Below are 26,859 nucleotides of genomic sequence, written 5' to 3'. Positions count from 1 at the left end.
CAGAGAAGAACAGGCCGCTGCCGAGAGCCAGACGGTGGCGAAGCGCAAGGCCGAAATGGCCGCCCTTGCCCAACAGTTCGAGCGCAGCGTAGGCGGCCTCGTTCAGCATCTCTCAGCTTCAGCAAGCGAGATGGAAGCCGCCGCGCGCTCGATGGCAGCGGTTGCAGGCCAGACGACTGATCAATCGATGACCGTGTCCTCGGCTGCGCAGCAGACTTCTGCAAATGTTCAAACGGTGGCAGCGGCGACCGAGGAACTCTCCATTTCCATTCGCGAAATTGCGGCGCAGGTGACCCAATCATCGCACGTCGCCAAACGCGCCGTGGAAGGCGCCGAGCGCACGAACGGGCTGGTGCAGGAGCTCGCCGGCACAGCCGAGAAAATCGGGAACGTAATCCAGCTCATCAACAATATTGCAAGCCAGACGAACCTCCTCGCACTCAATGCCACCATCGAAGCCGCGCGTGCCGGAGAGGCAGGAAAGGGCTTTGCCGTTGTCGCATCGGAAGTGAAGGATCTCGCCAGCCAGACCGCGAAGGCCACGGAGGAGATTTCACTGCAGATCAGCTCCGTTCAGCAGGCGACCCAGCAGACGGTGGGAGCAATTCAGGATATCGCGCGCACCATCAATGAGATGTCGGAAATCTCCCTCTCCATTGCAGCAGCAATGGAGGAGCAAGGGGCAGCAACCACTGAAATTGCCCGCAACGTGCAGGAGGCCGCCCGCGGCACAGAGCAGGTGACCGGCAATATTGTCGATGTCCAGAAAGGGGCTGGCGACACAGGCGCGGCGGCATCCCAGGTGCTCGACGCCGCCCAGGAGCTCGCAACGCGCTCGAATGACCTTGGGCGCGAAGTGTCGAGCTTCCTGATGGAAGTCAGGGCAGCCTAGTCTTCAGCAAAGTTGAGCGGAGCGTTTCGCTCCGCTAGCGACCGAGCATCGGATATGTCCTCAAGGCAGTGCCCGATGCTCGACTGCTCCGGCCAATTCCCATCTCCAGAGCGACAGACGCATCCCCTCTCTGGGTCCGCTCGACATCCTGCCCGCACGCGGCGTCACCAATGAATGCGGAACTCCGTCCACAGCAACTTGCGCGAGGCTTGCCTCCATTCGTGTCGGAGAGAGCGACTCCGCCAATCTTGCTAATAACTTAGTAATAAGATGTGAGACATCTAGAACATGTCTCTGATTCTGTTGAAAGCAGCGGCTATGATCACACGGTTTGAGAAGGCATTGGCGCAGGCGGCCCGGGCAACCGATCTCAGCAAGGGTCGCCCCGCTGTCGAAAGCCGCGCGCAGAAGGTTCGCCGATTGGAGGAACTCATTCGCGCCAAGGAAGCCTCCGGAGACCGTATCGCCATCGGCATCGGCGCGGCTCTTGTGGTCTCGGCGATGGCGCTTCCCGTCTATGCTGCTTTCCTTCGGGAGGGGTATGCCTATCTCCCGAGCGCCGAAAGCTCGATCATCATGAAAAACGGTTCGTCCGGCGAGCGGATTCGGACGGCTTCCCCGTCCCAGATGGAGATGCTCGAGGCGCAGGCCTCCGCGACCCATTCCGTCAGTGCGTCCGCTCAGTCCAACACTCGCTCCGGTCAGGCTGGAGCGGCTCCGCTCGCGCGCTATGTCATTCACCGCGCGACAGAAGGGTCGGCGCTGATCGAAGGGCCGAACGGGCTATGGTGGGTGACGCCCGGCATGAAAATTCCCGGCGCCGGACATATTCTCTCCATCGAGCATTCCGAGGCCGGGTGGGCTGTCGTGACGTCCGAGACGACGATCACCGAGGCGACGAACTGACCCGAGTTGAAGCAAACCCTGTCAACGCCTCGGTCTCCCCTTAGTACCCGCCACGTCGCAGCTTCGTGATGCTCATCATCAGGTCGAGGCTAATTCCCTGATCGGTCGATTGATTGAAAAGAGTCAGGATCGGGGACGTGGTTGCAGCAGACGCATTGTTCATGTCCCACATGACGCTGAAGCGCTGAATCAGCTTGTCCACCTTCTTCGGATCCTGGAAATCCTTCACGTCGATCAGCTTCTCGAGCTGACGCACCTGAATGTCGATATCCGCTCGCCCCGACGCCTTGGGAATGCTGAAAATCGTCTGGACAAATTCGAGGACCGCTTTATCAGCCAGGATCCCCATAGTGTTCTTGATCGACGAAGCCTTACGCTTGAAATACAGTGCCAGGCGAACGCCCTGGTTGTCGTTACCCTCCCGCTGCTCCAAGGTCTGCTGAACGTATTTCTCGACGGCCTCGGTAGTCGCACTCGCGGCGGAGGTGGCGTCAGCCCCTTTTCCGGCGAAGTCGAACGCTTTCGCGAACTCCTTGTAGAGCGGGTTGCTCATCTTGTTCGCCATACTGAGCGGATTGCTGGTCCCTTCCTGGAGCAGTTTTTTGATGAGCGCTTTGCCGAAGGCCATGTCTTCCAGGCCGTAGGCTTTCATGGCGAACTTGAAGACCCGGTCGTTCTTGATGAAGTCATCAAGAGTTTTGATCGTTTTGATGGTCTTGTTGTAGTACTCGATCTCACGCTTGACGGACGCATCGTTCTCGATCAGCGACTTCGTGCGAACCAAGTTGCTTGTAATGATCTGGTATCGGGTAGATGTGCTGACCATGGCAAACCTTCAAGCGTTTCCGGCTCCGGGACTGTTTTAACGGAGCAAGGGCGATTCGACTTTTGCAAGACCGGTTATATCCCGGCAATCCTGCCTGAACCTTTCAGCGACTTTCGTCGTGTCCGCTGGGTTGAACTGAAACTCCGACCGTCGCGCTTCATAACGATAGTCCGACAGCTCGATGACAAGCGACTGGGCCCCCTGGAGCTTATTAAGGAAGCCAGAGACCTGCTCCGCGCTGGACATCTGTCCCGCCTTGTCGCGATAGATCCAATAGGACAGCTCAGGGCTCCCGTTATCGAACCAATAAACGGTGCTGCGGCCCCGCGGTGCGCTGCGCCCGAGGAAACCTTTCTGAGAAACCGTCGCCGTCAGGGAGATGGTTTCCGGCGTGTCATCACCGGTCGTAGATCTCGCGCATGTCAGCCACAGCAATGCGTCGTTGTCGCCGCGCAATCGCGCGAAGGCGGCCTGCGGCCTCCCCTCCTGATCATGCCTGACGACATAGTCCCACGACCCGATCCAAGTGGCGAGAGCTTGCGCCTGTTCCGGGGCAAACAACCAGGCTGCGCCGAGCGCCAGGGCAAGGCTCGAAATGCTTTTCAATGAAATAGAATATAACGGCTGATGAATCATGGCCGCACCAACGCTTTAAAAAAGAAGCCTCGCCCTTTGCAAGGCGAGGCTTCTCTCAGTCCGTTCGAAGGCTCTTACTGGAAGAGCTTCAGGATCATCTGGCTGTTCTGGTTAGCCATCGAGAGAGACTGCACGCCGAGCTGCTGCTGGGTCTGCAGAGCCTGGAAGCGGGTCGAGGCCTCGTTCATGTCGGCGTCGACGAAGGCGCTAACGCCGGCCGTGAGCGAGTCAGAGAGCACGCCGATGAAGTCTTCCTGGGTCTCGAGCAGAGACTTCGTCGCACCGAGCGTTGCAGCCGCAGTCTTCACGTCGTCAATCGCTGTCTCCAGAGAAGCAAGGAGCGTCTGAGAGCTCTTCATGCCAGCAGCAGGCACCGCAGCGTTGTCGTAGCCGGCTTTCAGGTCAGTCATCAGGGCACCGAGCTTGCCAGCGGCTCCTGCGGTATCGAACATCTGAGTAAGGCTGATGTTGACATCGATCGTGCCGACCTTCGTAGCGCCCGCTGCGTTCGAGTCATAGGAAACGACGAGCTCCTTGGGTTCAGTAGCCGTTGCGTCGTGCTTGAGCCAATTTTCGCCATTGAAGTTAGCGGAGCCGACCGTGTTCGTGATGCCTTCCACCAAGGCCTTCAGCTCGGTGTTGATTTCCGTCTGCTGAGCGCCCGGCTGGGTCGCATTGACCAGGTTCTGCTTGGCCTTGTCGAGGTAGGCCGAGATCTTGCCCAGAGCCGAGGTGAAGGTGTCGATCATCGCCTTCGACTGCTTGATCGAGTCCTTCACGGCGCTGAGAGCGCCATTGTCGGAACGCATCTGCGTGGCAATGGAGAAGTAGGAGGCATTGTCGGCCGCCGAGCCGACGCGCAGGCCCGTGGAGATCTGGTTCTGCGTCTTGTTCATGGCGTTCTGCGTGGTCTTGAGAGCCTGCAGAGCGGTGATAGCGGACAGATTGGTATTGATCGAAGCCATGTGTTTCTTCCTTGAATGATGAGTTTGATCAGGGAATGTCGGAATCTAACCGACCCAGCGAAATGGCATCATGCCTCGAGAAAAACTCGATCCGCTGTTCACATGATATCCGGGCTCAACCGGGAAAATGGAGGGGCATCATGCCATGCTCGGTAGAGGAGCACTCCATAGTGCACTTGCGATACAGGAGCAGAAAATCAACTCGCTGCATTCGTGATGACATTTATGAGCCAGGGCCTCGTTAGAAGTCAAGCCCGAAGAGCATAAAATCTTAGAAATTTACTGTTGTCGTCTTGTTAACCATCAGCAGCCGTGGCCGCATTGAAGGCTTTCAGAAGATGAGGGCGTGGCAAGCACTTCATCTTCCGATCAATTGTCCTGTCGTCCGCCGCGCCGACTTTGGCTATGGCATCGATTGGCTAGCAGATGCCGGCCAATGCCGGCCTGGGGGCCGAACCCGCGGAAGCAGGTTTCGAATACAGCCCGCGGTGGGCAGGATCGAGCGACAAGGCATCCGTGATGCCGAGGATCGTCTCGGAAGCGCCCAGCACCAGGCTCCCGTCGGGCGCCATCGTCTGGGCGATCCTGCGAAGCACATGTGCCTTTGTCGGCGCATCGAAATAAATCAACACGTTTCGACAATACACGATATCGAACTGCCCGAGACGGCTGAAATCCTCAATGAGGTTCAGGTAGCGGAAATCCACCATCGAGCGGATCTCTGGCGCGATCTGCCACTGCTCCCCTTTCTGCGTGAAGTACTTCACGAGAAGCCGGATCGGCAGTCCTCTCTGAACTTCGAATTGATTGTAGATGCCCGCCCTCGCCCGCTCCAGAACGTCGTTCGAGATGTCGGTCGCCACGATCTCGATGTGCCAGCCCGCCATGCGGGCAGAAGCGTCTTTCAGAAGCATGGCAAGGGAATAGGGCTCCTGCCCAGTCGACGCCGCGGCGCACCAGATTCTAAGGCGCCGGCTTGCGGCACGCTCTTTGACATAGCGCGGAAGCAGAATGTCCTGAAAAAGATCGAACGGGGCCTTGTCGCGGAAGAAGAAGGTCTCGTTCGTGGTCATGGCCTCGATCGTCGCGATCTCGACCGCCGGCGAACGGCCGGATTTGACCTCCCAGATCAATCGGGACAAGCTCTCGATCTTGAACCGCGTGCAGACGGAGGCGAGCCTGCTCTCCACCAGATATCTTTTGTCCGGGGACAGCGCCAAGCCCGAACGGGCCTTCAGGAACGTGCGCAGGACTTCGAACTCTAACTCAGTCATCGTGGGGCTCCCGCGATAAGACTCTTCAATGAGCGCCCGACGGCGTCGAGGGGCAGGATCTCGTGAGCAAGCCCAGCCTTCACGACGCTTCCCGGCATTCCCCATACGATACTGCTGGCTTCATCCTGTGCGAAGACCGTCGCACCGGCTTTGATCAGGTGTCGCGCTCCATTCGTTCCATCGGATCCCATGCCCGTGAGAACCGCAGCCGCTGTTGCTGCGCCGAATACCGATGCGGCTTCCCGGAACAGGACATCCACGGCTGGACGGCAAAAGTTCTCAGGCGGATCATCGCTGAGGCGAATAGCAGGCTTTCCGGCCGCGACGGTCACGCCCATATGGCGCCCACCCGGCGCGATGAAAATCGTGCCGGCCCGGATTGCCTCACCATCTACCGGTTCCCGGCAAGGAACCGAAAGCAGCGATTGGAGATGTTCGGCAAAGACCGCCGTGAACATGGCGGGCATATGCTGGACTATCAGCACAGGGACCTCCATAAGCACCGGCTTGAGATCTTGCAGGACCCGCTCGACGGCCCGTGGCCCGCCCGTCGACGAACCGATGAGAATGCATTGAGGACGCACGCTTCCCAACCTCTGCGTTGATGAGGCTTGCGAGGCTGGAGCGGGCACCGGGGTGGCCACGGGTGCGGGGCGCGTCGGCCGGGCCTTGGTCGCTCCGAAGGCGCGCAACTTCTCGAAGAGTTCCCGCCGGAACACTGCAGCCGCATCCGCACTGCGCGCGCTCTCCGGTTTCGCGAGGTAATCGACGGCTCCTAAGGACAGGCACTTCAGCGAGATCTGCGCGTTCCGCTTTGTCAATGTCGAGATCACGATAACCTTGGCTGCGGAATGCGCCTTCAAGATCAGCGGAAGTGCGGCCAGTCCATCGATCTCCGGCATCTCGATATCGAGGAGGACGATCTCGGGCTTGTACCGTTCGACCATGTCGACGGCCATTCGCCCGTTGGCGGCTGTACAGACAACTTCGAAGCCGCCCGCTTCGCCCACCCAGCGCGCAATCATGCCGCGGATGACGGCGCTGTCATCGACAATCATGACCCGAATCGGGTCCGACAGAATGGCGCTCTCTGTCCGGAGCGGTTTCACTGCCATCGTCTTAAACCGGGAAAGTATGGGCGAGGAGCCCCAGCTCTTGGAACTTCGCTTCCAGGATCGCCCTGTCGAACGGCTTCATGATGTACTCGTCCGCTCCGGCTTCCAACGCTCGCGTGATATGGTCCATGTCGTTCTCGGTCGTGCAGAACACGACCTTGGGAGCTGCTCCGCCTGGGGATCCCCGAAGCGCCTTGAGGAAGCTGTAGCCATCCATGACAGGCATATTCCAATCGAGAAGGATGACATCCGGCATCCTCTCCCGACACGCGACGAGGCCCGCCTCGCCGTTCTCCGCTTCGGCAACCTCGAACGAAAGGCTCGCAATGATCTCCCGCGACACCTTTCGGATCGTGCGTGAGTCATCCACAATCAGGCAATATGTCATGGAAGAAAGTTCCTACTACACATACAAACCGTCCATACCGTCCACGGGACGGTGATCAGGACCGGATGTCCGACTTGCTAATGAAGTTGAAGTTCTCAATCAGGATTTCTTTGACGATCTCGGCGCCGAGGCGTTTGTTGATTCTTTCCCTGACGTTGCCGATCATCCCGTTCACGTTGTACCGGGAGAGCTTCCTGAAATCGAGCGTCTCATCCGAATAGATGTAGCGGAACACCTCATCCTGAATGAACGACTCAGGAGGAACGGATATCTCACGCAGTGTTCTCGAATCCGCCGTGAAGACGAAGTTGGCGACTACGTAGCCCTGCACTGCCCCTTCGGCGATGATTGGGATGTTGATCGAGGGAATCTTCTTGTACTGCAAGCCCTCGTATCGGGGCTGCTCATCTGCCGATGAACGACCGACCACCCACGTCACAGCCGCATAGCACGAGCCAAGTGTGACCGCGCAAACCCAGAAGCCGGCCATGACGTTTCTGATCATGCCCCGTAGCCTCCGCGCGTCACGACGGCCGAGTATGTGCTGTCTGACTCGGCAGCCTGAATAGCACCGGAAATGACCGTTGAGATCTCCTGCACGGCACGCATATGGCGCTCGAGGATCTCTTGGTTCTCCTGAAGTTTCGCCTTGAGCCTTTCGAGCTTCTTAACGGAAGCATCGTCGATCGAAGCGGCTTCGACCGTTCGCGCCATTCGGCTGATTTCGAGAAGGCTTTGGCTCTTCCGTCGGTTGAACTCATCAAAGTTGCTCAGATCGCGCGACAGCAGAGCTGCCGTTTCGACATCGAGCGTCTCCTCGAGGCGGTCCAGTGACTTTGCCAGCATGGAAAGCTCCCTATTCTTTCTCGTTTAAAATGTGCTTTGCAATCCCGATCCCGCCGGCTTTCGCCACCTGAGTGCCGATCTGCTCGGCCAGCATCGACCTCCAGACGGATCCGGCGCTGCCCTTGCCATAGGTGTTCTCGGCGTCCTTCGGCAGCATCGTTTCGACGAAGGTCTGAAGGATGAAGGCTTCGAATTCCTGGCTGGTCTTTCTCGCCTTCTCCGCAGCGGCCGTTTCCGCGTCGTTTCGCAAGGAGTTCCGGATCTGGTAAATATCAGCACCAAGGCTCATCGGGCGAGTTGCCACGGCGCGAACCGTGTCCTCGAAACTCGCACCATTTATGGGCGCTTGGCCCTGGAGCAGGCTCTGACTGGCCGCCTGGTAACGCGCCGGGTCCGCAGCTCTGGCAACCTCGCTGATGATGTCGGACGGTGGGCTGATCGCCATTGCGCCTTCCTTGTGTTCGTTGAGAGCGGATTCTAATGCCTGAGGCTTACGGGAGGCTTGTGCGCTCTTTCTGCGCCATGGCTTCGAGGACTGCGGCGAGCTCCTCTTTCTCCCACATCTGGCGAGCCTCCACCCTCAGGCGAGAGTGCATCCTCTCACTGCGCTTCACCTGCAGGGCCTTATCGATGGTCAGGGCCTTCTGCTCCACGATTTCCTTCTGCGTGCGCGCCTCCTCCGAGGACAAGGCCTTTAGCCGCTTTGCGAGGACATCGACGAAAAGACCGTGGAGGGCATCAGACTCGCTCATCGTCTGAAGAAGCGTTTCTTGAGCTGCCTGAAGCTCAATCTCTTTGCGTTGGAGTGACGCGAGATGAAGTTCGGCGCTCTTGTGAATGTGCTGCTGAACCTTCATCAATCTGTCGATTTTCTTAAGTCTCTGTCTCACAGACGATCACCCTTTGAGCCACGAAGAGAAGGCTTCCATGAACAGCAATACGTAATCGTTGGCGGCGAAATACATGACGAACAACCCTCCGAACATGACGAAGGGCGTCGCGATGAAGAAGACCGGGATCTGAGGCGTCAACTTGTTGGTGAGTCCCGCCACGAGATTCACGATGACGGAATATAGCAGAAACGGGCTACTGATCCTGAGAGAGACGATGAAAGCGGAACTGACCTGATCAACAACTTCCTTCAGCGACGACTGAAAGCCTATACCTTGTCCGGCTGGCATTCTCGAGTATGAGGCGATCAAGCCCCGGAACAACTCCCAATGAAGATCTGACAGGAAAATCGCTGCTGTTGCGACCATCATGATGAGGGAGCTGATTGCGGGGAGCGGCTCGGCCTCGTCGATCGGTGTTCCTGGCATTCCCCCGTAGCTGAGCGCCATCGCGACAGCACCCAACATCGTCTGAAGCGCGAAAAAGTAAACTCTCGCCAAAAGCCCAATCAGTAGGCCAACCAGCAACTCGGATGCAATCCATCTCAGAAGCACGGCGGGAGGCTGCCCCGCAACATCATTGCCGATCTGCCCCAGCAGAATGGGCGAAAGCGCAAGGCTTATGGTCAGTGCAAGGAAGAGGCGAATTTGAGGCGGAATTCTGCTGCTCGAGATTGCAGGTGCAATCAACATGCACCCGCCTATGCGGCAGAAGATCAGGAAGACACCGAGCAGAGTGTCGGTCGCAATCTGGTTCACGCGACCGTTCCGAGCGAGTTGACTTCAATTCCGCGCGCGATTTCCAAGTGGGACAGAACCGGCAGCGAAGAGAACATGCGCTCAACGATCATCCGGACATAGGGCCTCGCATCCGGAGCTGTCACGATAGCGAAGTTCTTGACCTGTCCCAGACGGGCCTTGATTGCCTCCGAGGCCTCCGCACCGAATTGCTCGACGAGGCGCGGGTCAATGTCGAACTCGACGACATCGCCTTTGGCATCGCGTTTCAGGCTCTGGTGAAAGGCAATATCCCACTTGTTCCCCAGGCGAAGAACATTGAGAGCCCCGCCTTCCGCCAGATCGCCACATATTTGCTGAGCCATTCGCATACGTACATGCTCGACAAGCTGCTCGGCGCGACGGGCATGAGGGGCAACCTCGGCGATCGCTTCCAGTATGAGCCCCAGGTTGCGGATGGAAACCCGCTCGGCGAGCAACAGCTTCAGAACGGCCTGCAGGCCAGAATAGGAAATCTGCGAGGGGCAGATATCGTCGAGCAGGCGCTTGTACTCAGGCTCAAGCCCATCCAGAAGGTTCCGGACATCCTTGTATGAGAGCAATTGCGGCAAGTTATTACGGATGACCTCGCTGAGATGGGTCAGAAGCACCGAGGCTCCATCCACAGCCGTGAACCCCTGACGTTTGACCTCACCGGCATAGGCATCAGATACCCAGAGCGCCTTCATGCCGAAGGCAGGTTCGCGGACCTCGTCTCCCGGCACATCCGGAACAGGGCCGTCGCCCAGCACCACGAGAAGGTCACCCGGGCGTACCTCATGTGTTGCAATCACGGTGCCGTGAATTTTGATCTGATAGCTCTTCGCCGGGATCATGAAGCTATCTGAGAGCTTAACCTCCGGCAGGACGAAACCGAAATCCTGAGCGAACTTCTTGCGCATCTTCTTCACGCGATGCGCAAGGTCGCCATGCGAGCTCGCGAGAAAGGAAGAGAGATGCTTTCCGAGGCATAGCTCCACCTCGGCGATCTTCAGGGTCTCCTTGACGGTATCGCTTGCTTCAAGGAGCTTGCTCTGCTGCTCTTGCTCATGCGCCAGTCTCTCGCGGGCCTCATTCTCAGCGCGATGCTTGGGAATGCTATAGGCCACAAAACCCATGAACCCTCCGAGCGCGAGGAACGGCAGCATCGGCAGGCCGGGAACGACGGCGAAGATGAACATCATCCCCGAGGCGACCATCAGAGCGCGTGGGTATGCACCCAGCTGATCCAGGACGGCTTTTTGGGCCTGACCACGGGTCCCGCCCTTGGAGACAAGGAGACCCGCGGCAAGAGAAACCACAAGCGCGGGAATTTGGCTGACGAGACCGTCACCGACGGAGAGCTGAGTGAAGACGTCCGCAGCTTTCGACAGCGGGAGGCCGTGTCGCGTAACTCCGATGATGATACCGCCGAAAATGTTCACGGCAATCGTGATCAGGCTTGCGACAGCCTCACCGCGAACGAACTTCGATGCGCCATCCATCGATCCGAAGAAGGCGCTCTCCTCCTCGAGCTCACGGCGCCTTCTCTGCGCCTCCTTCTCGTCAATCAGACCAGCGGACAGGTCGGCGTCGATCGCCATCTGCTTTCCGGGAATGGCATCGAGCGTAAAGCGGGCTCCGACCTCGGCGATACGGGTAGCGCCCTTGGTGATCACGAGGAAGTTGACGGTGATCAGGATGATGAAGACGACAATACCGATGACAAAGTCACCGCTCATGACGAATCGGGAGAACCCGCTGATCACATGACCCGCAGCGTCTACGCCCTGATGGCCATGAGACAGAATGAGGCGGGTAGAGGCAATACTGAGAGCAAGCCGGAGGAGAGTGGCGATCAGAAGGACCGTTGGGAAGGCGGAGAATTCAAGGGGCTTCTGAATCCACAGCGCCACCATCAGGATGAGGACCGACAGGGCTATGGAGAACGCCAGCCCCATATCGATGACCAGGGGCGGGATCGGAAGAAACAATATCGCAAGAATGACGACAACGCCGGCGGCGAACATCACGTCCCGGCCGCGGTCTTTTGTTATCGTGTCGCTTGACGCCATGTGCCTCTCCATCCGGTGAGCCAACCGTACGTCTGACACATGCTCCATGAAGCTTGCGCGAAGGTCGCGTGGCGTCAATCGAGGGCAGCTCCTTCTTGGAGAGCGACCCCGAGGCTAAAGTTTAGAACCCTGTAACAATTCGTCCATAGACGAGTTCGGTGAATGCGTAGATTTGCGAGCCGACCAGAGAGCCGGTCAGAAGCGTCACGACCAGGATGGCAATAATCTTCGGAATGAACGTGAGGGTGACCTCCTGAATTTGGGTCAGTGCTTGGATGAGTGCAATCGCGATACCGATGATCATCGCAGCCAGAACAGCTGGTCCGGAGCCGATGATGACAGTCCATATGGCCGCCCGGACCAGTTCTAATGCGTCGATCTCATTCATCGTCAGCTCACCACGATTCCCTGCCCCAAGAGCATTTCATACCCTGTCGAGAGGGTGGCGAGCAGTCCCTGACTGGTGACCCTGACGGCCGTAACCTCTCCGGATACCTGGCCATCTGCGGACGTCACCGTCCGTCCGATAACACTGTCAGCTTGAGAAAGAGCAAAGGACGACAACAGGGCGTCAAGCTTTTCATTGCTCTTCACGGCCTGCTCGACCTGGGAGAAGGTGGCCAGCTGAGCCATGTACTCCGTCGATTTCATCGGGTCCGTAGGGTCTTGGTTCTTCATCTGGGTCAGCAGAAGACGGAGAAAATTGTCATAGCTGACGGTCGAAGGCTTCTCGGCCGTCGAGGTTTTCTGGCTCATCGCGGAAGCGGCAACCGAAGCGACATTCATTTGAATTCTCCAGGTTAGGCTGCTTTTTCGGAAGCCGTTGCTGCTTCGGCAGTCGCAGAGTTCTCGGTCGACTCGAAAAGGGCCCGAATGACTTTCAGAGCCTCGAACATGCGCCCAGCAAGAACGAAGTCCTCGACCCGTTTCAGCTGGGCCTTTACCGTCTCGTCTACCGTAATCATCGAAACGGCCTCGTGCATATTGCGGTAGGCGAGCATTCCCTTCTCCTCCTCCTGAGGATTGATCAGGAGCGACTGCACCACGAAATAAAGCTGTCGCATCGGCGTCGTGGCCTCTGCCAGTTGCAGAACATGGCTCTCGAGAAGGAAGCGGGCATCGTTGAGAAGGCTCAAAGTGACCTTCTGACTGACTGTCAGTACGGCGCCATTGATGAAGATCCGTTCGCCGGCCTTGAGAGAAAATCGCATTTTTGCAGTCATTTCAGGCCGTCCTTGATCAGCATGTTGATGTCGATGAGCGCTGCGAGATTGTTGTGCTCGCCGCGAATGATGAGATCGGACTCCCTCATCACCCAGAGACCGATCGAAATGAGTTGTCCCTTCAGCTTGTCGGGAAGGCCATTGTCCGGATGGCCAAGGTCCTTGATCAGGAAGGTCCAGATGCGCTGGAGAAATACGATAGCGCCCAGCATTTCCGGGGACTGAGACGGATATCCCTCTGCCGCCCTCAACAAGGCGATAGCGCGCTCGAAAAGATCGTACTCGCGCTGCCGGCAGTCTTTCGGCGAATCCTCGAGAATCTCGGAATAGGAGAACTGATACATACACACATTCCTGCCGTTAAATGAACTTGATCAAGCTGAGCTGGTTGATCTGCGCCGTCAGCGAATAGGACACCTGAATTTGGGTTGAGAGCTGATCGACCCGAACCTTCGCCTCTGCGGGATCGACCGCTTCGTAGTTCGTGATCCTTTCATCAAGGAAGGTCTTCTGGAGGCTCATCCGTTCATTGGCCCGGTCTATCTTCTGCTGAGCAGTTCCAAGCTCGGCCTGAATGTCCGTGATATCCGAGCCCCCCTCCCCAAGTGTTCCGATCACTCTCTTCAGCAGATAGTCTCGCGTCCCATCGCCGAGGTCAGCGATTCCGAGATCGATAACCATCGTGTAGGCCATCGCCAGCTTTCGAAAACCGGTTTCATCGGCGGTCGCTGATGTTTTGACTCTCTCTGTTGAAGAGATCAGGCTTTGAATGTTTTGATCCGAGGCCTGAGACCATGTGCCCTGCCAATCATTGGCGAAGAGGTCGGCTAGGGGCCCATCCATGAACGCCTGCATCTCGTCAGGCGTGATGTCGGCAACTTCGGGAGCACCTTGAGAGAACCCGAAGAAGCCCAGGAAAGCACCATCGACCGCAGCCTTTGGGCCAGATTCATACGCATTGAGAGGCTGAACCTTGGAATTCACGCCGCCGAACAGATAGTTACCACCATTGCTCTCGTTCAATGTCGAGATCAGCTTGTCGAGCCCGGCCTTAGCTTGAGAGACAACCAGCGGAACGTCATCCGAGCCGACGCGCATTCCGACAAGCGAATCCCTGAAATTGTTGGAAACGGCGCGAACCTGATCGAGAGCAGCCGATGTGGACTTCAATCGAAGCGTTGCCGTCGCATTGCTGTCGGTCAACGTATCGAGAGTGGCTCTTTCCTGGCGCAGGGACAAGGACTTCCCGGTCTTGCGCCCAAGCGCCAGACCAACGTCCATATGGCGCCCGGTCACAACCTCCCTGTTGGCCTTCACGAGCTCGGATTGGAGCTTGTCGAGCGACGACCTGGGTGAGTTCCACAATGTCGTTGTCGAGATGAATGTCGTCTTCATGTCTTAGCCCACCGCATTGAGGAGCGTCTGAAGCATCTGATTGATAACGGAGATCAGCTTTGCCGATGCCGAATAGGATTTTTCGAGTTGCAGCATCAGCGCAGTCTCGTCATCCATATTGACGTCGGTCGCATTCGAGAGAGCTTCGGATGCCTGCGCCAGAAGGGTTTCACGATAGGCGACCTGCTGCGAGGCGTCCTGACGATTGGCTTCAACCCAGCCCGCCGAAGACGATGCAAAATCCTGCAACGTCATCGTGCTGCCAAGGCCCAGGTCGGGATCGAATCCACGATCGGCCTTCAGAGCGTCGACCAGTTGATAAAGCCGCGTCGAGAATGATGCCGTGCCATCGCCATAGGTATAGTCCGGATCCCCATTGATGCCACCGTCGCGGATCCTCTCGAATTTTCCACCGGTTCCTTGGGAAGGATCGACAGCAGCGTTGACCTTGATCTGCCCCGCGAGTCCTTCAGCGGCCGGCATTGTCGGAATCCCTGGACCGCCTGCATAGGTGAAGATACCCACGAGATCCGGCTTCCCTCCGCCGGTCTTGTCGACCTCGGCGAAGGCAGAAATCAGGCCACGGGCCAATTCATCGAGCTGATGCTGGTATCCGACGGCAGCCTCATCCCGAATCTTGACGAGACCGACGAGACCTCCGGAACTCAGAGGCATCGGGGACAGCCTCCCAGTAACCGGAATATCATCGATCAAGATCGCGCCACCGGGCTTTCCAGGCTCCAGTCCAACGCTTGCGTCATACTTCACGGTGCGTGGCAATCTGTCGAAGAGAGGGACACCACTATCCGTATAAAGGGCAATATCGTTGTCGGCTCTCGGAACGACTGTGATTCCGATCTCTTCGGAGAGCTGAGCGATGAGATGGTCTCGTGTGTCGAGAGCGTCCGATACATCTCGACCGAGGGCACTCCCGCTCATGACCTCGTCGTTCGCCATTTTGAACTTGGCCAGGATCTCATTGATCCGCGAAACGGATTCCGTAATCTGGACCTGTGCTTCCGCGCGTACGGCATTGATCGTATCTGTCGCCCGGTTCAAGCTCGTCGCGAGATCCGTCGCCGCCTTGACGAAGCCGCGGGCCAGCACGTTGTCTTCCGGCGCATTTGCATATTGCCGAAGCGCATCGTTCAGGGCGCCGACCCGCGCAGCCGGAGATTCGTCCAGTTCCGGATCGCCGATCGTCTGGCTTAACCTCTGAAGTCCTTCGAGAAGCGACTTCTGCATCGCCGCATCCGAGGTGGTCTCCAGCATCTTGTTCAGGAGCGCCCGGTCGGTTGCACGGATTACCGTGACCCGGGCAGCTCCGCCCGTCGTAACCAAGGCGCCGATCTTGCGCGAATATCCCGGGTCGGAGGCTCCCGCGGTGTTGCGGGAAACAATCGCCATCTGGGATTGCGAAGCCTGCAGCGACGACCGCGCCGTATTATAGGCAACCGAAAGTGACATCTCAAAAGCTCTATGGATCGATCGAAAACGCTATCGCTTCAGGTTCATGAGCACATCGAGCAGCTCGGATCCGGTCTGGAATACCTTCGAGTTCGCCGTGTAACTGGTCTGAGCTTCGATCATGGCCGTCAGCTCGGTGCCGATATCGACATTCGAGCCTTCGAGGGCCCCCGACGCGACCGACCCGAAGCCGACTGTGCCAGGGAATCCGACCTGGTAGCCTCCGGACATATTGGTGGCTTCATAGACGTTTCCGGCGCGCGGATTGAGATTGTCGGGGCTTGGCACCGTCGCCAGCGGTATTCTGTAGGCAGCGATCCGCGAGCCGTCCTCGTACACCGCGTAGACGGTGCCATCGGCGGCAAATTCCGCGCTCTTGACGGCCGACGGAGCATTTCCGTTGGACGCTCCGGTCAGCGAGTACTCGCCCGCCAATTGCGTCATGCCCTTCATATCGAGCGTAAAATCTTTTCCGTTCGGAATCTTGAAAGTCATATTGGACGGAGGAACAATATTGCCACTCGTGTCGAACTTCAGATCCATGGGCGTCTCGGCGCCTTCCAGAACGCTGCCTCCGGGGCCGGTGACCGTCATGGTCCAGGTCGTGTCGTCGACCTTCTCGAGTTTGATATCGATCTTCACCGGTTGTCCGACATTGTCGTATACTTGGAGCGACGAAAGTTTCGTGGCTCCGGGCCCCTCGCCGTACGGCAAATTGCCCGTAAAGGTGCCGTTCGTTGAGGCAGAGGCCTGCATGCCGAACGAGGCCAGATTTACGGGGACCATGCCGTCGAGGCTGTTCAGCGACGCAGTCGCCGCCCCGTCCGCAAGACTGAATCCCATCAGGGTAAAGCCCGCCGCGTTGAGGAGATTTCCAGTTTTCCCATCAACCACGAAGTTGCCCGCGCGCGTCAGATAGGGAGATCCCTTTGGATCAGACACAACGAAAAACCCGTTGCCGGAGATCGCAAGATCGGTTGCCGAGGTCGTATAGCTGATCGGACCCTGGTCCGAGATCGTATACCGGACGGTGCTCGTGACGGAGCCCGAGTTATATGAGCCCTCGCTGGACGGCAGGATCAGCGACGAGAACTCCGTGGAGGCACGCTTATACCCGTTGGTGCTTGAGTTCTGGATATTCTCGGCAACCGTTCCCAACTTGTTCGATTGGGCGGTCATGCCGGATACGCCGCTGCGAAGGACACCATAAAGGCTCATGTGAGACTCCTGCAAATATAGTTTAAGCGTAGCATCATGATGCTTGCGCGAAGCTGGGGCGGATGTCGGGACGGGCTATCCGCGTGATCATCATGGCTTGAGCATCTGGGCGAGATCCATGAAGGCATCTCGGCTCAAAGGGGATGAAGGGTCTTGTCGAAGGGCTTCGTAGATCTTTGGGACAAGGATGACGGCCTGGTCGAGATCCTGATCTCCACCCGGCTGATAGCCACCCATCATCCGCAGATCCCGGGTATCTTCATAACGGGCGATCATGCTGCGCAGGCGGCGAACCAGCTCTTTCTGCTCCCGCGTCCAGACGTGGTCCGCCAGACGGGAGATCGATCCGAGAACATTGATGGCCGGATATCGCCCCTGGTCGGCAATCGAACGGTCGAGAACGATATGGCCATCGAGCGTTCCGCGAATATTGTCGGCCACGGGATCGTTGTGATCGTCTCCATCAATCAGAACGGAGAAAATGCCGGTGATGGACCCTTTACCCTCTTCTCCCGGCCCCGCCCGTTCCAGCAGTCGGGGCAAATCACTGAACACGCTAGGAGTATAGCCTCGTGCCACCGCCGGCTCCCCGGCAGCGAGCGCCACGTCGCGGGCGGCATGCGCATAACGGGTCACCGAATCGACGATCAGTAGAACCGACTCGCCCTCGTCTCTGAAATACTCCGCGATCGAAACGGCGGTTCTGGGCGCTTGCCGGCGCATCATGGGGCTCTCGTCGCCCGTGGAGACAACCATCACGGCCTTGTGCAAGCTGGCCTGGATCGGCCCTTCCAGAAATTCTCTCACCTCGCGGCCTCGTTCGCCCACGAGGGCGACAACGATCGTATCGAACCCCTCGCACTTCGCCAGCATCGTCAAGAGGGTGGACTTTCCCACGCCCGATCCCGCAAAGATGCCGATACGCTGGCCCTGGCAGATTGGCGTGAAGAGATCGATTGCCTTCACACCTGTCTGCAGCGGCTTGTGGACCCTTGATCGAGTCATCGCAGAGGGCGGCTCAGCATCGTGGCGGACCGGCGCCGGTCCCGCCGACAGCGGTCCCTGCCCGTCGAGCGGCTCGCCAAGGGCATTGATCACCCGCCCCTTCCAGCACCAATCGGGGCGCAAGCCATCGTTTGATACGACGAAAGCAGGCGTACCGATCCGCGCATCGATCCGTCCGTCGAATGGCTTGATCGTCAAGCCTTCCGGGTCGATACGAACGACCTCGCCAATGTGGACTTTGTCATTTGCCTCAAAGCCGACCTGATCACCCAACTTGACGAACCGAGACAATCCCGTCACGCGATAGTAGCTGGGTGCGACCTCGCGAATGGTGCCCGAAATTCTGATCAAACGGTTTTCCGAGCCTTGAGCGAGAACGAGGCTCTCGAGCGCGGCAAGAGTGCTCTCCCCGCTCATCAGCTGCTAGGACCCAGTGTCCGGATCGCATCCATCAACGTCGATTCGCTTTCCTGGATCGTTGTCGCAGCGCTCTCGAAATTCCTTTGAAGCGCGATCATCTTCGTCATTTCGAGAATTGGGTTGACGTTCGAACCTTCGCTATATCCTTGCTGGACACCATTGGATGTGAAGTCCTGAACGGCTTCACCAGGGATGCTGGACAGGACGCCCGAGTTCCCATAGCGGGTCAGTCGGCTGTCGCCGCTCAAATGGAAGAGCCCGAGACTTCCGGCCTGATTGCCTCCCTGAGTAATCGTTCCATCACGAGCGATGATTGGGGAGCCGGCATTGGGATCAAGCGCGATGGGCGCACCGCCGGAATCGAGAACCGGATGACCATCGACCGTCAGCAGATCTCCATTCTCATTCATGCTGAAGCGACCGTCGCGGGTATAAACCGGACCTGTCGGCCCCTTATATGCGAACCAGGCATCTCCCTGGACCGCAACGTCCAAGGGGTTATCGGTCTTGTTCAGAGGCCCGGCCTGGCGCGAGATGAAGTTCCGTCCCGATGAAGCAAAGGACACGTCGTTCTTTCCGGCGAGGGAGAGCAGCTCTTCGAACTTGATCTCATCGGCGCGGAAACCGCCGGTCGTCATATTCGCGATGTTATGAGCAACAGTCGTGAGACGCTTCTCCATCGCGACCTGAGCCGACAGCGACACGTAGAGGGCGGATTGCATCCGTAGCTCCCACAGGCACGGCTCGGAGGCCATGCCCGTACTAGGTTAATATTCCGATATGCGTGGCTAGATAGCCTTTAATCTCGGCTCAAGACTATCGAGCCAGTCTTGCATGAGGCTTGCCCCGTCGGTCCCAGCTTCGCGCAAGCCTCCAGGATTAGGAATTCGGGAAGAAACTGAGCTTGCGCGAGGACTAGAAGGTTGGGCGTCATCATCGGATTGGTTGTTGCCATCGGCTCGCTCGTCAGCGGCTATGTGGCCATGGGCGGGCATCTTTCCGTCATTTGGCAACCGTGGGAATACGTTATCATCTGTGGCATCGCGATCGGCACGTTCATTATCGCGAATCCTATGCCTCTCTTGAAGGACACGGGCCGGGCCTCGCTTGAGGCCATCAAGGGGAAGGTGCCGAAAAGGGACCAGTACCTGGCTATTCTGGGTCTTCTTTACGCTCTGCTGCGGGAGCTGAAGAACAAGCCCCGTAATGAGGTCGAAGCTCATATCGATAGGCCTGAGGAATCTGCCATCTTCAAAGCGTTCCCGAGCGTTCTGAACGACAGAGACCTGACCCTTTTCATTTGTGACTATGTTCGCCTGATCATCATCGGAAACGCGCGTCCGCACGAAATCGAGGCCCTCATGGAAGAGGAGATCTCGACCCTGAAACGTGATCGCACGAAGCCATATTACTCGATCACTTCAGTCGCGGAGGCCTTACCTGCGCTCGGCATCGTCGCCGCCGTTCTGGGAATCGTGAAGGCCTTGGGAGCAATCGATCAGTCGCCGGCCATCCTCGGAGGCCTCATTGCATCCGCACTAGTCGGCACATTCGGCGGTATCTTTATTTCTTACGCGTTCCTATCTCCACTTGCGAACAAGGTGAAGGCAACACGCGAGAAGCAGACCCGCGTCTACGTCATCGTGAAGCAGGCACTTATCGCCTATATGAACGGCGCCCTCCCGCAGATCGCCGTCGAACATGGCCGAAAAGGCATTTCCGTTGAGTATCGGCCCACCATCGACGAGGTCGAGACGGCTACCACCCTGGGCAGCCGTGTCGAAGAGCTGAAGGAGGCAGCGTGATCATGAGCAGCATGCAAAGCTCTAACGATATTCGCGACATGCTCCTGGATTCGGCCGGACTTTCTATTGACCGCCTGCCGATGCTCCATGTGATCTTCGATCGCATGTCGACGAGCTGCGCCGAGCATCTCCGCCACATGGCGGCGTCACCCATGTATTATTCCCTCAGCGGAATCGAGAGTGGGCGCGTCAGTGAAATCCTGGAGATGTATGAAGCAAACGCCGTCGCGGGTATCTTTCATGCTCCGGATTGGGATAGCCATATCCTGATCGGATTTGATCGCGACTTCGTCTACACAATGGTGGAAGTGCTGTTCGGATCCGATGGCTCAGAACCACCTGTCGAAGAAGCGCGCGGTTTCTCGAATATCGAACTACGCATGGCGCAGGTTTTGTTCGAACAGCTGGCGAAGGCTCTTCAGGCCTCTTTCGCTCTCGTTTCCAACACGAAATTCAAGCTCGAGCGCCTTGAGACCCGTATGGACTTTGCCGTCATCGGCCGAAGAAACAATCAGGCCGTTGCTGCCAAGTTTCTTCTTCAGGCGCTGAATCGCGGTGGCGAAATGTTCGTCATTATACCTCAATCGGCTTTGAATCCGATGCGGAAGTCTCTCTCCAGGGTCGTATCGGGCGAGTCGACAAGCCGTGATCCCCGTTGGCTGAAGCAGATGGCCAACGAGGTCAGCAAAACCGAAATTACTCTTACCGCCGTTCTTGAAGAACGTTTCCTTTCGCTTGGCGAAATTGCCGACCTAAAAGTCGGACAGGTTATTGAGCTGCAAGCGACCCCCAAGACGCGGGTCAAGCTCGAGGGCAATCAGCAGGGCTTGTTCTGGTGTCACATGGGGCAGGCGGACGGATCCTACGTCCTCAAAATCGATGAGCTGATCGACCAAGAGAAGGAGTTTCTCGATGATGTCTTCGCTCGCTAACATTATTCTCTTTGTTGCTTTGGTCGTAACGAGTGCGATCGTTGCCCTGATGTACCGGAAGCTCAAGCGCCTGGACCAGTACCACGCGGACTATCAGCGCATCTTCGACAAGACCGGCGCAGCCCTTATCGGGGCTCAGAATGCCGTTGCGAACTTCGGCTCTGAAAGTCGTGAGACGCTTGCATTGCTCGGCGCACGTATCGAAGAGGCGCGGGAAGCGGCCAAGCAGCTCGAAACACTCACACAATCTGCCCGAGAGCTGGCCAAGGCGAGCTCCCGCAGCTCCAGCGTATAAGGATCTGTCGCATGTCTAATCCCTTTGAGAACAATTTTCAGGATAAAGCCGCATGGCAGCAAGAGGGGGAACTCGGCAAGAGCCTCGGCGGCCCCGCTTCGCGTGACGGTAAAATGGATAGCGGCCGCAATCTTGATTCGATTCTGCGAATTCCCGTAACGATCCAGGTCGTTCTCGGTTCGGCGACTATGCCGGTCTCGAACCTCATGAAACTCGGACGTGGCGCCATCGTCCCCCTGGATCACAGAGTCGGCGAGCCAGTCGACGTCGTTGTCAACGGACGGGTTATTGCGCGCGGAGAGGTTGTCGTCGTGGAAGACGACAATTCCCGATTTGGCATCTCCCTGACCGAGATCGTTGGCCCACCAACCAACGACATCACCGGCTAAAACGGTTGCACTCATGGTTGCGAGTTTTCCCGTAAGAGCAGGCGGTCCTAAGCCCATGAAAGGGCCGGAGCGCGTTGCAACACTTCTCCTGGCCATGGGGAAGCCTGCTGCGAACCGAATCCTAAAGCACTTCAGCGAGGATGAAATCCGCCTTGTAACGAAATCGGCGGCCCAGCTCGGCTCTGTATCACCATCACAGATCGAAGCGCTCGTTGACGAGTTCGCTTCGAATTTTTCGGACGGCGCCGATGTCATCGGTAGCGTGGCTCATATCGAGAAGCTGCTATCCGGGGTTCTTTCTCCCGAGCAAATCGCTGATATCCTGAGTGACGTTGCCGGAACCGCGAACAGAAGCATTTGGGAACGCATCTCGAATGTCTCCGAAAGCGCCATTGCGTCCTATCTGCTGAAGGAGCACCCCCAAACCGCTGCGCTCATTCTGACGAAAGTCAAACCGTCCTGCGCTGCAAAGGTTATGGCTCAACTTCCCCAGCCTCTGCGTAACAATCTGATGCGACGCATGCTGAGCATGAAGCCGATTGTCGACGAGACAATGAAGAATATCGAGAAGACGCTCCATGAAGACTTCATGGTGAACTTCTCGAAGAACGCTGGAGCGGATACCCACGCCAAGATCGCGGACATTATCAACAAGATGGAACGCGAGCATATGGAGGACGTGCTCACCAGCCTTTCCAGCGTGCGTCCAAAATCTGCTGAAATCCTCAGAGGCCTTCTCTTCACGTTTGATGATATCGTGAAACTCACGCCGAGGGATCGCACGACCCTATTCGATCAAGTTCCTCCGGATCGCGTGGTTCTGGCGCTGAAGGGCACGAACGAGGAGTTCCGAAAGGTTGTCCTGACCGCTCTCTCGTCACGCGTCCGCCGCATGATCGAGCACGAACTCAGCAGCAAGGAACCGTCGCCGCAGCGCGATATTACAGAGGCTCGCAGGTCCATCACGGATCTAGCACTGGACATGGCGGGACGTGGCGAGATCGTCATCAATTCCGAAACGGAAGACGAGTCCTTCGTGTAAGCGCCGATAGCGACTGATGTCAGACTCCGACGACAAGGAAAGCAAAACAGAAGCACCTTCCGACAAGAAGGTTCGGGATGCTCTTGAGAAGGGCAACATACCCTTCTCAAGAGAGACGCCGGTATTTGCCTCTATCCTCGGCATTCTTCTGGTACTGACGTTCATTGCACCAGGCAGTACGAAGTTCCTGACGGAGAGGTTGTCCCTGTTCATCGATCGCCCTCAGGACTTTCGACTGAACTCGGGTACGGATGCCGCGGCGTTGTTTCAGGCGCTCTCGCTCGAGGTCGGCAGGTTCCTCGTTCCGATCATCGCGATCCTGGCCGGTTGCAGCCTCGCCGCTTCGATTTTGCAGAATTTGCCGTCTTTCGTGACTGAACGAATTCGGCCTCAGTGGAGCAGGATTTCGCCGGTTAGTGGCTGGAGCCGAATCTTCAGCCGGGCCGGCCTCGTCGAATTTGCAAAATCGCTGTTCAAATTCGGCACTATTACCATCGTGTCCATTCTGCTCCTGAGATCAGAGCAACACAAGGTCTTCAACGCCATGTTCAGTGACCCGACCCTCATTCCGGAGATCATGCTGAGCATGGCGATTCGGCTCGTTTCGGCAATTGCCATCGCGACGATTGTCCTCGTTGCGGCCGATCTGGTCTGGGCCCGTCTTAAATGGCGCAACGATCTGAAAATGACGCCGCAGGAGGTCAAGGAAGAGTACAAGCAGCTGGAGGGCGATCCCATGGTCAAGGCGCGGATGCGCTCCTTGGCTCAGGATCGTGCTAGGAAACGCATGCTTGCCTCTGTCCCGAAGGCTACTTTCGTTATTGCCAACCCGACGCACTACGCGATCGCACTGCGCTATGAGCGAAGCGAGGCGAGCGCTCCGATCGTCGTCGCAAAAGGCAAAGATCTCATCGCACTCAAGATTCGCGAAACCGCAGAGCAGCACGGAATCCCTGTCATCGAGGACAAGCCTCTGGCAAGATCCATGTACGATCATGTAGAGGTGGATCGTATGATTCCTCCTGATTTCTATAAGGCCGTCGCGCAGATCCTCTTCTTCATCCTCACGAGATCGAAATGAAAAGACTTCCTCAAAGGGCTACAGCAGCGTCCTTTCACGGGTATGTTGACGTGAATGCTTTCGAAGAGGTCCTCGCCTGCAATATTAAAGACGTCATCGCGGATTTCTGTTTAGTCGACGCTGAGATTATTCAGTCGTACGTTAGCAATGAGTTGCATGGAAATATGGACGAGATCGTTTCGTCCTGTGCTGAGCTCTTTTTTAAGGGGCACACATTGTCCTACGCTCGTTCGGCCGCAATCAGCACGGCACTCGGTCGGCCGCCTTGCGTCGTTCTGGACATGGAGTTCGCGCACGACATGGTGAGTGTCGACTTCAAGCTGATTTTGGGTGAGTACTCGGTCGGAGTTCACATCAACAGAGTCCTTCTGGCGGAAATGCCGGAAGCTGATTTTGATCCTCATTTCTTTGCAAAGATCGTTACGTCGGCCCGCCTCAGGCCACTTCCGCCTCGTTTCCGCTCTCCGTACTGCCCCACGGACTCTGTGCGGCATTAGAATGGGACACCAAGTACGAATTGCGATACGCGGGGCTTTCCCTTTCCTCATCCCCCTCGCTGGCCTGCTCGCCAGCTGCAATGCCAGGGACAGTCTCTACACCCAGGGACCGTGGGGGCCATCCGAGATACGGCGGAACTATCCTCAATACGCGTCGCCATGGGGCCGGCAATTTGCAAGTCGGTCGCCACTCGTTGGATCCGGAGCTGGCTATTCCGCGGAAGGAGTGCCCGTGACCATCGAACGGCCTGTGTCCGGTCAGCAATGGTATTCACGTGACAGCGGTTTGCCGGCTGATCCTCAACCGCCTCCCGAGGTTTTGACGTCTAACCAACTTTTCGAACCTGTCCCAGAGCCAGTGTCGCCTCCAGGCGTGTCTCCTCTGCCTGCACCTCCCGCAGAACGATCGTCTTCCACCGTATCGCCTCCAGGAGTCTTCACTCCGCCACGGCGCGCATCGTCGTATGCCGGAACCTGGAAAGCCCGCGACGCGGGGGGAAGATCCTGCCTTGTTCATCTCTCCAGCACGGCGTCCCTGGATCTGTACAAAGCCTCGGTTTCCAAGTGCGCCAGCGACACGCTTCGCCACGTCAATCTATGGAAGTTTGAGGGGAATAATGTCTCGCTCTTCACCCGGGGTAAGGAGATTGCCCGAGTTGAAGGGTCGGAAGCCTCGTTGAGCGGAAGCTTCAATCAATCGGGCGCATCTCTCCAGATGACCCGCTAGAGCTGTTTCCACTTACCCAGAATAATTCATCGTCTCGGGCTTGGCGCACATTTCCAACGCGCGCCCGGCCACTTCGCCGAAAAGAGATCCAGCTGAAGAGGTTCAGCCGCCGGAAGCCGTCTGTCCTGGCTTCAACCCAGGCGCATCCGCGCAGAACGTGCGGGCATTCGGCGTCCATTCGCCGAATCCAGTTGCGACCATGTTGGCGATGACACGGCACACATAGCGTTTTTGAGCAGGATCATTATCCGGACCTGCGTGATAGCGCGCGACGGCCATCGTCCATGTTTCATGGCGCCCTTTGAGTTCGCTGAGAAAGCGGGCAGCATATTCGACGTTGCTGCGCGGGTTCAGCATGCTTTCCAGGGAAGGGAAATTCTCACGATGGTAGTAGTGGTTGATCTGCATGCAGCCGAGATCGATCAGCCTTGCCCCTGCCCGGCGCGCCTCTTCGAACCGCTGAACGGCTTCCGCGAGAGTGCTCGAGAAGACTGCGCGACCCTCGACATTCATGGCGTATGGCTGAAGTGACCCACGGCGTCCTGTCTCCGTCAGGCCGACCGAGTACAGCATCCCGACAGGAACGCCGTACTTCGCCGACGCTCGCAACATTTCCCTTTCGCAGAGCTGATTTCCAAATTCTGCGTTGGCCGGGTTCGTGGTGGCCAGGCTATAGGTAAACGCTGCCAGAGCTATGGCTATCTGGGACCTGATCGATCTCCACATCCTGATGGTACTCTGCTCTCGTCCTGCCATATTGATTTTCCTGCTCCCGGGAGCGCCCTTCCTGTCCGGCTCCCCCGTGCGGAAATGATTGGCCCTGCATCTGCATGTCGGTCTGCGGCCGGGCTGCCATGCGGTCCTGAATGGGCCCATCGATCACATGCACACTGATCACATCAGGCCGATATCCCGAGCCACGCAGGAGCGCCGAGAGCTTCTCCGAGTCATGGCGCAGCAGCTGCGCCGTATCCTCCCGCTCAACATGCAGCTCCATTTCGAGGCTGTCGCCCGCGAGCCTCATCCTGATAGTCACCGAGCCGAGGTCGGCAGGATGGAGCTGTAAGTGAAGCACTCGGAGCGCACTCTCAGAAGCCTTGATCGACACTGTGCGAACGGCTTCGTTGCCCTGCACGATTTGCGGCGCCACGCTTCCCGACGCAGCCTTAAGATCAGATCTGATCGCGCTCGCGACGCCGTGGAGTGTCTCTGCTGGCAGACCCGTCGGCTCTCCTGACTTTAATGTCGTTGCAGAGACCTCTTTCCGCAGCTCCAGTGCACCGCTGGAACGTCGCACCATCTGGTGCGGCGCTGATTCCGATGATGCACCTTCACCCTGCATTTCATGTTCCGGCGGGACCGGGTTTATTGTGACCGGTTGGGCTGGGGACCGCACGTCTTGATGAATGCCCTGTCGCTCTGGACCTGCCGGCATTGTTGACTTGCGAAGCAGCTCGTTTCCGAGCTGTTCTTCGAGCAAGGCTCCACCTTCAGCAGGATCAGCCTGCTGCAGCGCCGTTTCGAGGTTCTCAAGCACAGGCCTGAAATGAGTCTCCTGATGCCGGACAGCGACCGTCAGCTTTGATGACGTTGTCAAGTTTGGAGTATCGCCTTCACCTAGCGCCTGCAAATCTTGCGTCATGAGAGGCACTGATGAAGCAGCATTCCCCTGCCCTTTTGTATCCAGGTTTGTTGCACCTCTCTGCGATCCAGCGCTCGGCAGCATTCCCTGCAGAAGAGTAAGAACCGAACTCGCTAACTCGGCAATGCTCGCTTCTCCAACCCCGGCTTGCC

32 protein-coding genes are annotated in these 26,859 nt (G+C 57.6%); 9 read left to right on the top strand and 23 right to left on the bottom strand.

All coding sequences use genetic code 11. The annotated features are described in order from the left end of the window. The first annotated feature begins 130 nt into the window (after positions 1-130). Complete coding sequence (locus tag ACS5Q0_RS17680; protein ID WP_473128013.1) at positions 131-892, top strand: methyl-accepting chemotaxis protein; 762 nt, start codon at positions 131-133, stop codon at positions 890-892. Positions 893-1,210: 318 nt separating this feature from the next. Beyond that, positions 1,211-1,798 (top strand): hypothetical protein, encoded by a 588-nt coding sequence (locus tag ACS5Q0_RS17675; protein WP_473127967.1) that lies wholly within the window; start codon positions 1,211-1,213, stop codon positions 1,796-1,798. Between the two features lie 40 nt (positions 1,799-1,838). Here ACS5Q0_RS17675 and ACS5Q0_RS17670 read toward each other — a convergent pair whose 3' ends face one another. From ACS5Q0_RS17670 to flgF, 21 genes are all read right to left on the bottom strand, one after another. After that, positions 1,839-2,624, bottom strand: a complete 786-nt coding sequence (locus ACS5Q0_RS17670; RefSeq protein ID WP_473127966.1) for a DUF1217 domain-containing protein — start codon at positions 2,622-2,624, stop codon at positions 1,839-1,841. A 36-nt stretch (positions 2,625-2,660) separates the two neighbouring features. Continuing rightward, on the bottom strand, positions 2,661-3,260 hold the full coding sequence (locus tag ACS5Q0_RS17665) for a hypothetical protein (RefSeq protein ID WP_473127965.1): 600 nt from the start codon (positions 3,258-3,260) through the stop codon (positions 2,661-2,663). Positions 3,261-3,334: 74 nt separating this feature from the next. After that, positions 3,335-4,225, bottom strand: coding sequence for a flagellin N-terminal helical domain-containing protein (locus tag ACS5Q0_RS17660; protein ID WP_473127964.1), 891 nt, complete (start codon positions 4,223-4,225; stop codon positions 3,335-3,337). Between the two features lie 419 nt (positions 4,226-4,644). After that, positions 4,645-5,499, bottom strand: a complete 855-nt coding sequence (locus ACS5Q0_RS17655; protein ID WP_473127963.1) for a CheR family methyltransferase — start codon at positions 5,497-5,499, stop codon at positions 4,645-4,647. Further along, positions 5,496-6,614, bottom strand: a complete 1,119-nt coding sequence (locus tag ACS5Q0_RS17650) for a protein-glutamate methylesterase/protein-glutamine glutaminase (protein ID WP_473127962.1) — start codon at positions 6,612-6,614, stop codon at positions 5,496-5,498. Before ACS5Q0_RS17650 ends, ACS5Q0_RS17655 begins: the two co-directional genes overlap by 4 nt. A gap of 4 nt (positions 6,615-6,618) precedes the next feature. Then, positions 6,619-7,002, bottom strand: coding sequence for a response regulator (locus ACS5Q0_RS17645; RefSeq protein ID WP_473127961.1), 384 nt, complete (start codon positions 7,000-7,002; stop codon positions 6,619-6,621). A 55-nt stretch (positions 7,003-7,057) separates the two neighbouring features. Next, positions 7,058-7,507 carry a hypothetical protein gene (locus tag ACS5Q0_RS17640; RefSeq protein ID WP_473127960.1) on the bottom strand — a complete coding sequence of 150 codons (450 nt, stop codon included), beginning with the start codon at positions 7,505-7,507 and terminating at the stop codon, positions 7,058-7,060. Further along, positions 7,504-7,848: a flagellar protein FlgN gene (locus ACS5Q0_RS17635; protein WP_473127959.1), complete on the bottom strand. Its 345-nt coding sequence runs from the start codon at positions 7,846-7,848 to the stop codon at positions 7,504-7,506. Before ACS5Q0_RS17635 ends, ACS5Q0_RS17640 begins: the two co-directional genes overlap by 4 nt. A gap of 10 nt (positions 7,849-7,858) precedes the next feature. Continuing rightward, positions 7,859-8,293, bottom strand: a complete 435-nt coding sequence (locus ACS5Q0_RS17630) for a rod-binding protein (RefSeq protein WP_473127958.1) — start codon at positions 8,291-8,293, stop codon at positions 7,859-7,861. Positions 8,294-8,339: 46 nt separating this feature from the next. Further along, the gene (locus ACS5Q0_RS17625) at positions 8,340-8,600 is read right to left on the bottom strand and encodes a hypothetical protein (RefSeq protein ID WP_473127957.1); all 261 of its coding nucleotides are present in this window, start codon (positions 8,598-8,600) and stop codon (positions 8,340-8,342) included. A gap of 144 nt (positions 8,601-8,744) precedes the next feature. Then, positions 8,745-9,497, bottom strand: coding sequence for a flagellar biosynthesis protein FliR (gene fliR / locus ACS5Q0_RS17620; protein WP_473127956.1), 753 nt, complete (start codon positions 9,495-9,497; stop codon positions 8,745-8,747). Beyond that, the gene (gene flhA, locus ACS5Q0_RS17615; protein ID WP_473127955.1) at positions 9,494-11,569 is read right to left on the bottom strand and encodes a flagellar biosynthesis protein FlhA; all 2,076 of its coding nucleotides are present in this window, start codon (positions 11,567-11,569) and stop codon (positions 9,494-9,496) included. Before flhA ends, fliR begins: the two co-directional genes overlap by 4 nt. 121 nt (positions 11,570-11,690) lie before the next feature. Further along, positions 11,691-11,957, bottom strand: coding sequence for a flagellar biosynthetic protein FliQ (locus ACS5Q0_RS17610; protein ID WP_473127954.1), 267 nt, complete (start codon positions 11,955-11,957; stop codon positions 11,691-11,693). Between the two features lie 2 nt (positions 11,958-11,959). After that, positions 11,960-12,355, bottom strand: a complete 396-nt coding sequence (gene flgD / locus ACS5Q0_RS17605; protein ID WP_473127953.1) for a flagellar hook assembly protein FlgD — start codon at positions 12,353-12,355, stop codon at positions 11,960-11,962. A gap of 14 nt (positions 12,356-12,369) precedes the next feature. Then, the gene (gene flbT / locus ACS5Q0_RS17600; protein WP_473127952.1) at positions 12,370-12,792 is read right to left on the bottom strand and encodes a flagellar biosynthesis repressor FlbT; all 423 of its coding nucleotides are present in this window, start codon (positions 12,790-12,792) and stop codon (positions 12,370-12,372) included. Further along, on the bottom strand, positions 12,789-13,136 hold the full coding sequence (gene flaF / locus ACS5Q0_RS17595) for a flagellar biosynthesis regulator FlaF (RefSeq protein ID WP_473127951.1): 348 nt from the start codon (positions 13,134-13,136) through the stop codon (positions 12,789-12,791). The genes flbT and flaF overlap by 4 nt, the downstream gene beginning before the upstream one ends. A gap of 16 nt (positions 13,137-13,152) precedes the next feature. Then, complete coding sequence (locus ACS5Q0_RS17590; protein WP_473127950.1) at positions 13,153-14,187, bottom strand: flagellar hook-associated family protein; 1,035 nt, start codon at positions 14,185-14,187, stop codon at positions 13,153-13,155. A gap of 3 nt (positions 14,188-14,190) precedes the next feature. Next, the gene (gene flgK / locus ACS5Q0_RS17585) at positions 14,191-15,654 is read right to left on the bottom strand and encodes a flagellar hook-associated protein FlgK (RefSeq protein WP_473127949.1); all 1,464 of its coding nucleotides are present in this window, start codon (positions 15,652-15,654) and stop codon (positions 14,191-14,193) included. Positions 15,655-15,684: 30 nt separating this feature from the next. Further along, positions 15,685-16,872 (bottom strand): flagellar hook protein FlgE, encoded by a 1,188-nt coding sequence (locus tag ACS5Q0_RS17580; RefSeq protein WP_473127948.1) that lies wholly within the window; start codon positions 16,870-16,872, stop codon positions 15,685-15,687. A gap of 90 nt (positions 16,873-16,962) precedes the next feature. After that, the gene (gene fliI / locus ACS5Q0_RS17575; protein WP_473127947.1) at positions 16,963-18,294 is read right to left on the bottom strand and encodes a flagellar protein export ATPase FliI; all 1,332 of its coding nucleotides are present in this window, start codon (positions 18,292-18,294) and stop codon (positions 16,963-16,965) included. Beyond that, a complete protein-coding gene (gene flgF, locus ACS5Q0_RS17570; RefSeq protein WP_473127946.1) occupies positions 18,294-19,019 on the bottom strand; it encodes a flagellar basal-body rod protein FlgF in 726 nt (241 codons plus the stop codon). Before flgF ends, fliI begins: the two co-directional genes overlap by 1 nt. A gap of 201 nt (positions 19,020-19,220) precedes the next feature. On the opposite strand from flgF, the gene motA reads away from it, so the two are divergent. From motA to ACS5Q0_RS17535, 7 genes are all read left to right on the top strand, one after another. After that, a complete protein-coding gene (gene motA / locus ACS5Q0_RS17565) occupies positions 19,221-20,102 on the top strand; it encodes a flagellar motor stator protein MotA (RefSeq protein ID WP_473127945.1) in 882 nt (293 codons plus the stop codon). Positions 20,103-20,104: 2 nt separating this feature from the next. Then, positions 20,105-21,034, top strand: coding sequence for a flagellar motor switch protein FliM (locus ACS5Q0_RS17560; protein WP_473127944.1), 930 nt, complete (start codon positions 20,105-20,107; stop codon positions 21,032-21,034). Next, positions 21,015-21,329 carry a hypothetical protein gene (locus ACS5Q0_RS17555; protein ID WP_473127943.1) on the top strand — a complete coding sequence of 105 codons (315 nt, stop codon included), beginning with the start codon at positions 21,015-21,017 and terminating at the stop codon, positions 21,327-21,329. Before ACS5Q0_RS17560 ends, ACS5Q0_RS17555 begins: the two co-directional genes overlap by 20 nt. A 113-nt stretch (positions 21,330-21,442) precedes the next feature. Beyond that, a complete protein-coding gene (fliN, locus tag ACS5Q0_RS17550; protein ID WP_091129771.1) occupies positions 21,443-21,718 on the top strand; it encodes a flagellar motor switch protein FliN in 276 nt (91 codons plus the stop codon). 13 nt (positions 21,719-21,731) lie between these two features. Beyond that, the gene (locus tag ACS5Q0_RS17545) at positions 21,732-22,760 is read left to right on the top strand and encodes a flagellar motor switch protein FliG (protein ID WP_473127942.1); all 1,029 of its coding nucleotides are present in this window, start codon (positions 21,732-21,734) and stop codon (positions 22,758-22,760) included. Between the two features lie 16 nt (positions 22,761-22,776). Continuing rightward, positions 22,777-23,841 carry a flagellar biosynthesis protein FlhB gene (gene flhB, locus ACS5Q0_RS17540; RefSeq protein WP_473127941.1) on the top strand — a complete coding sequence of 355 codons (1,065 nt, stop codon included), beginning with the start codon at positions 22,777-22,779 and terminating at the stop codon, positions 23,839-23,841. Further along, a complete protein-coding gene (locus tag ACS5Q0_RS17535) occupies positions 23,838-24,338 on the top strand; it encodes a hypothetical protein (protein WP_473127940.1) in 501 nt (166 codons plus the stop codon). Before flhB ends, ACS5Q0_RS17535 begins: the two co-directional genes overlap by 4 nt. Before the next feature lie 829 nt (positions 24,339-25,167). Here ACS5Q0_RS17535 and ACS5Q0_RS17530 read toward each other — a convergent pair. Both ACS5Q0_RS17530 and fliK read right to left on the bottom strand, forming a co-directional pair. Beyond that, positions 25,168-25,677: a transglycosylase SLT domain-containing protein gene (locus ACS5Q0_RS17530; protein ID WP_473127939.1), complete on the bottom strand. Its 510-nt coding sequence runs from the start codon at positions 25,675-25,677 to the stop codon at positions 25,168-25,170. Positions 25,678-25,735: 58 nt separating this feature from the next. Next, a complete protein-coding gene (gene fliK / locus ACS5Q0_RS17525) occupies positions 25,736-26,707 on the bottom strand; it encodes a flagellar hook-length control protein FliK (protein WP_473127938.1) in 972 nt (323 codons plus the stop codon). Between the last annotated feature and the right edge of the window lie 152 nt (positions 26,708-26,859).

This window comes from Microvirga sp. HS2 (assembly GCF_055792805.1).
Note: the sequence above shows the minus strand (reverse complement) of the source record. Positions and strands in the feature narration are given on the sequence as shown.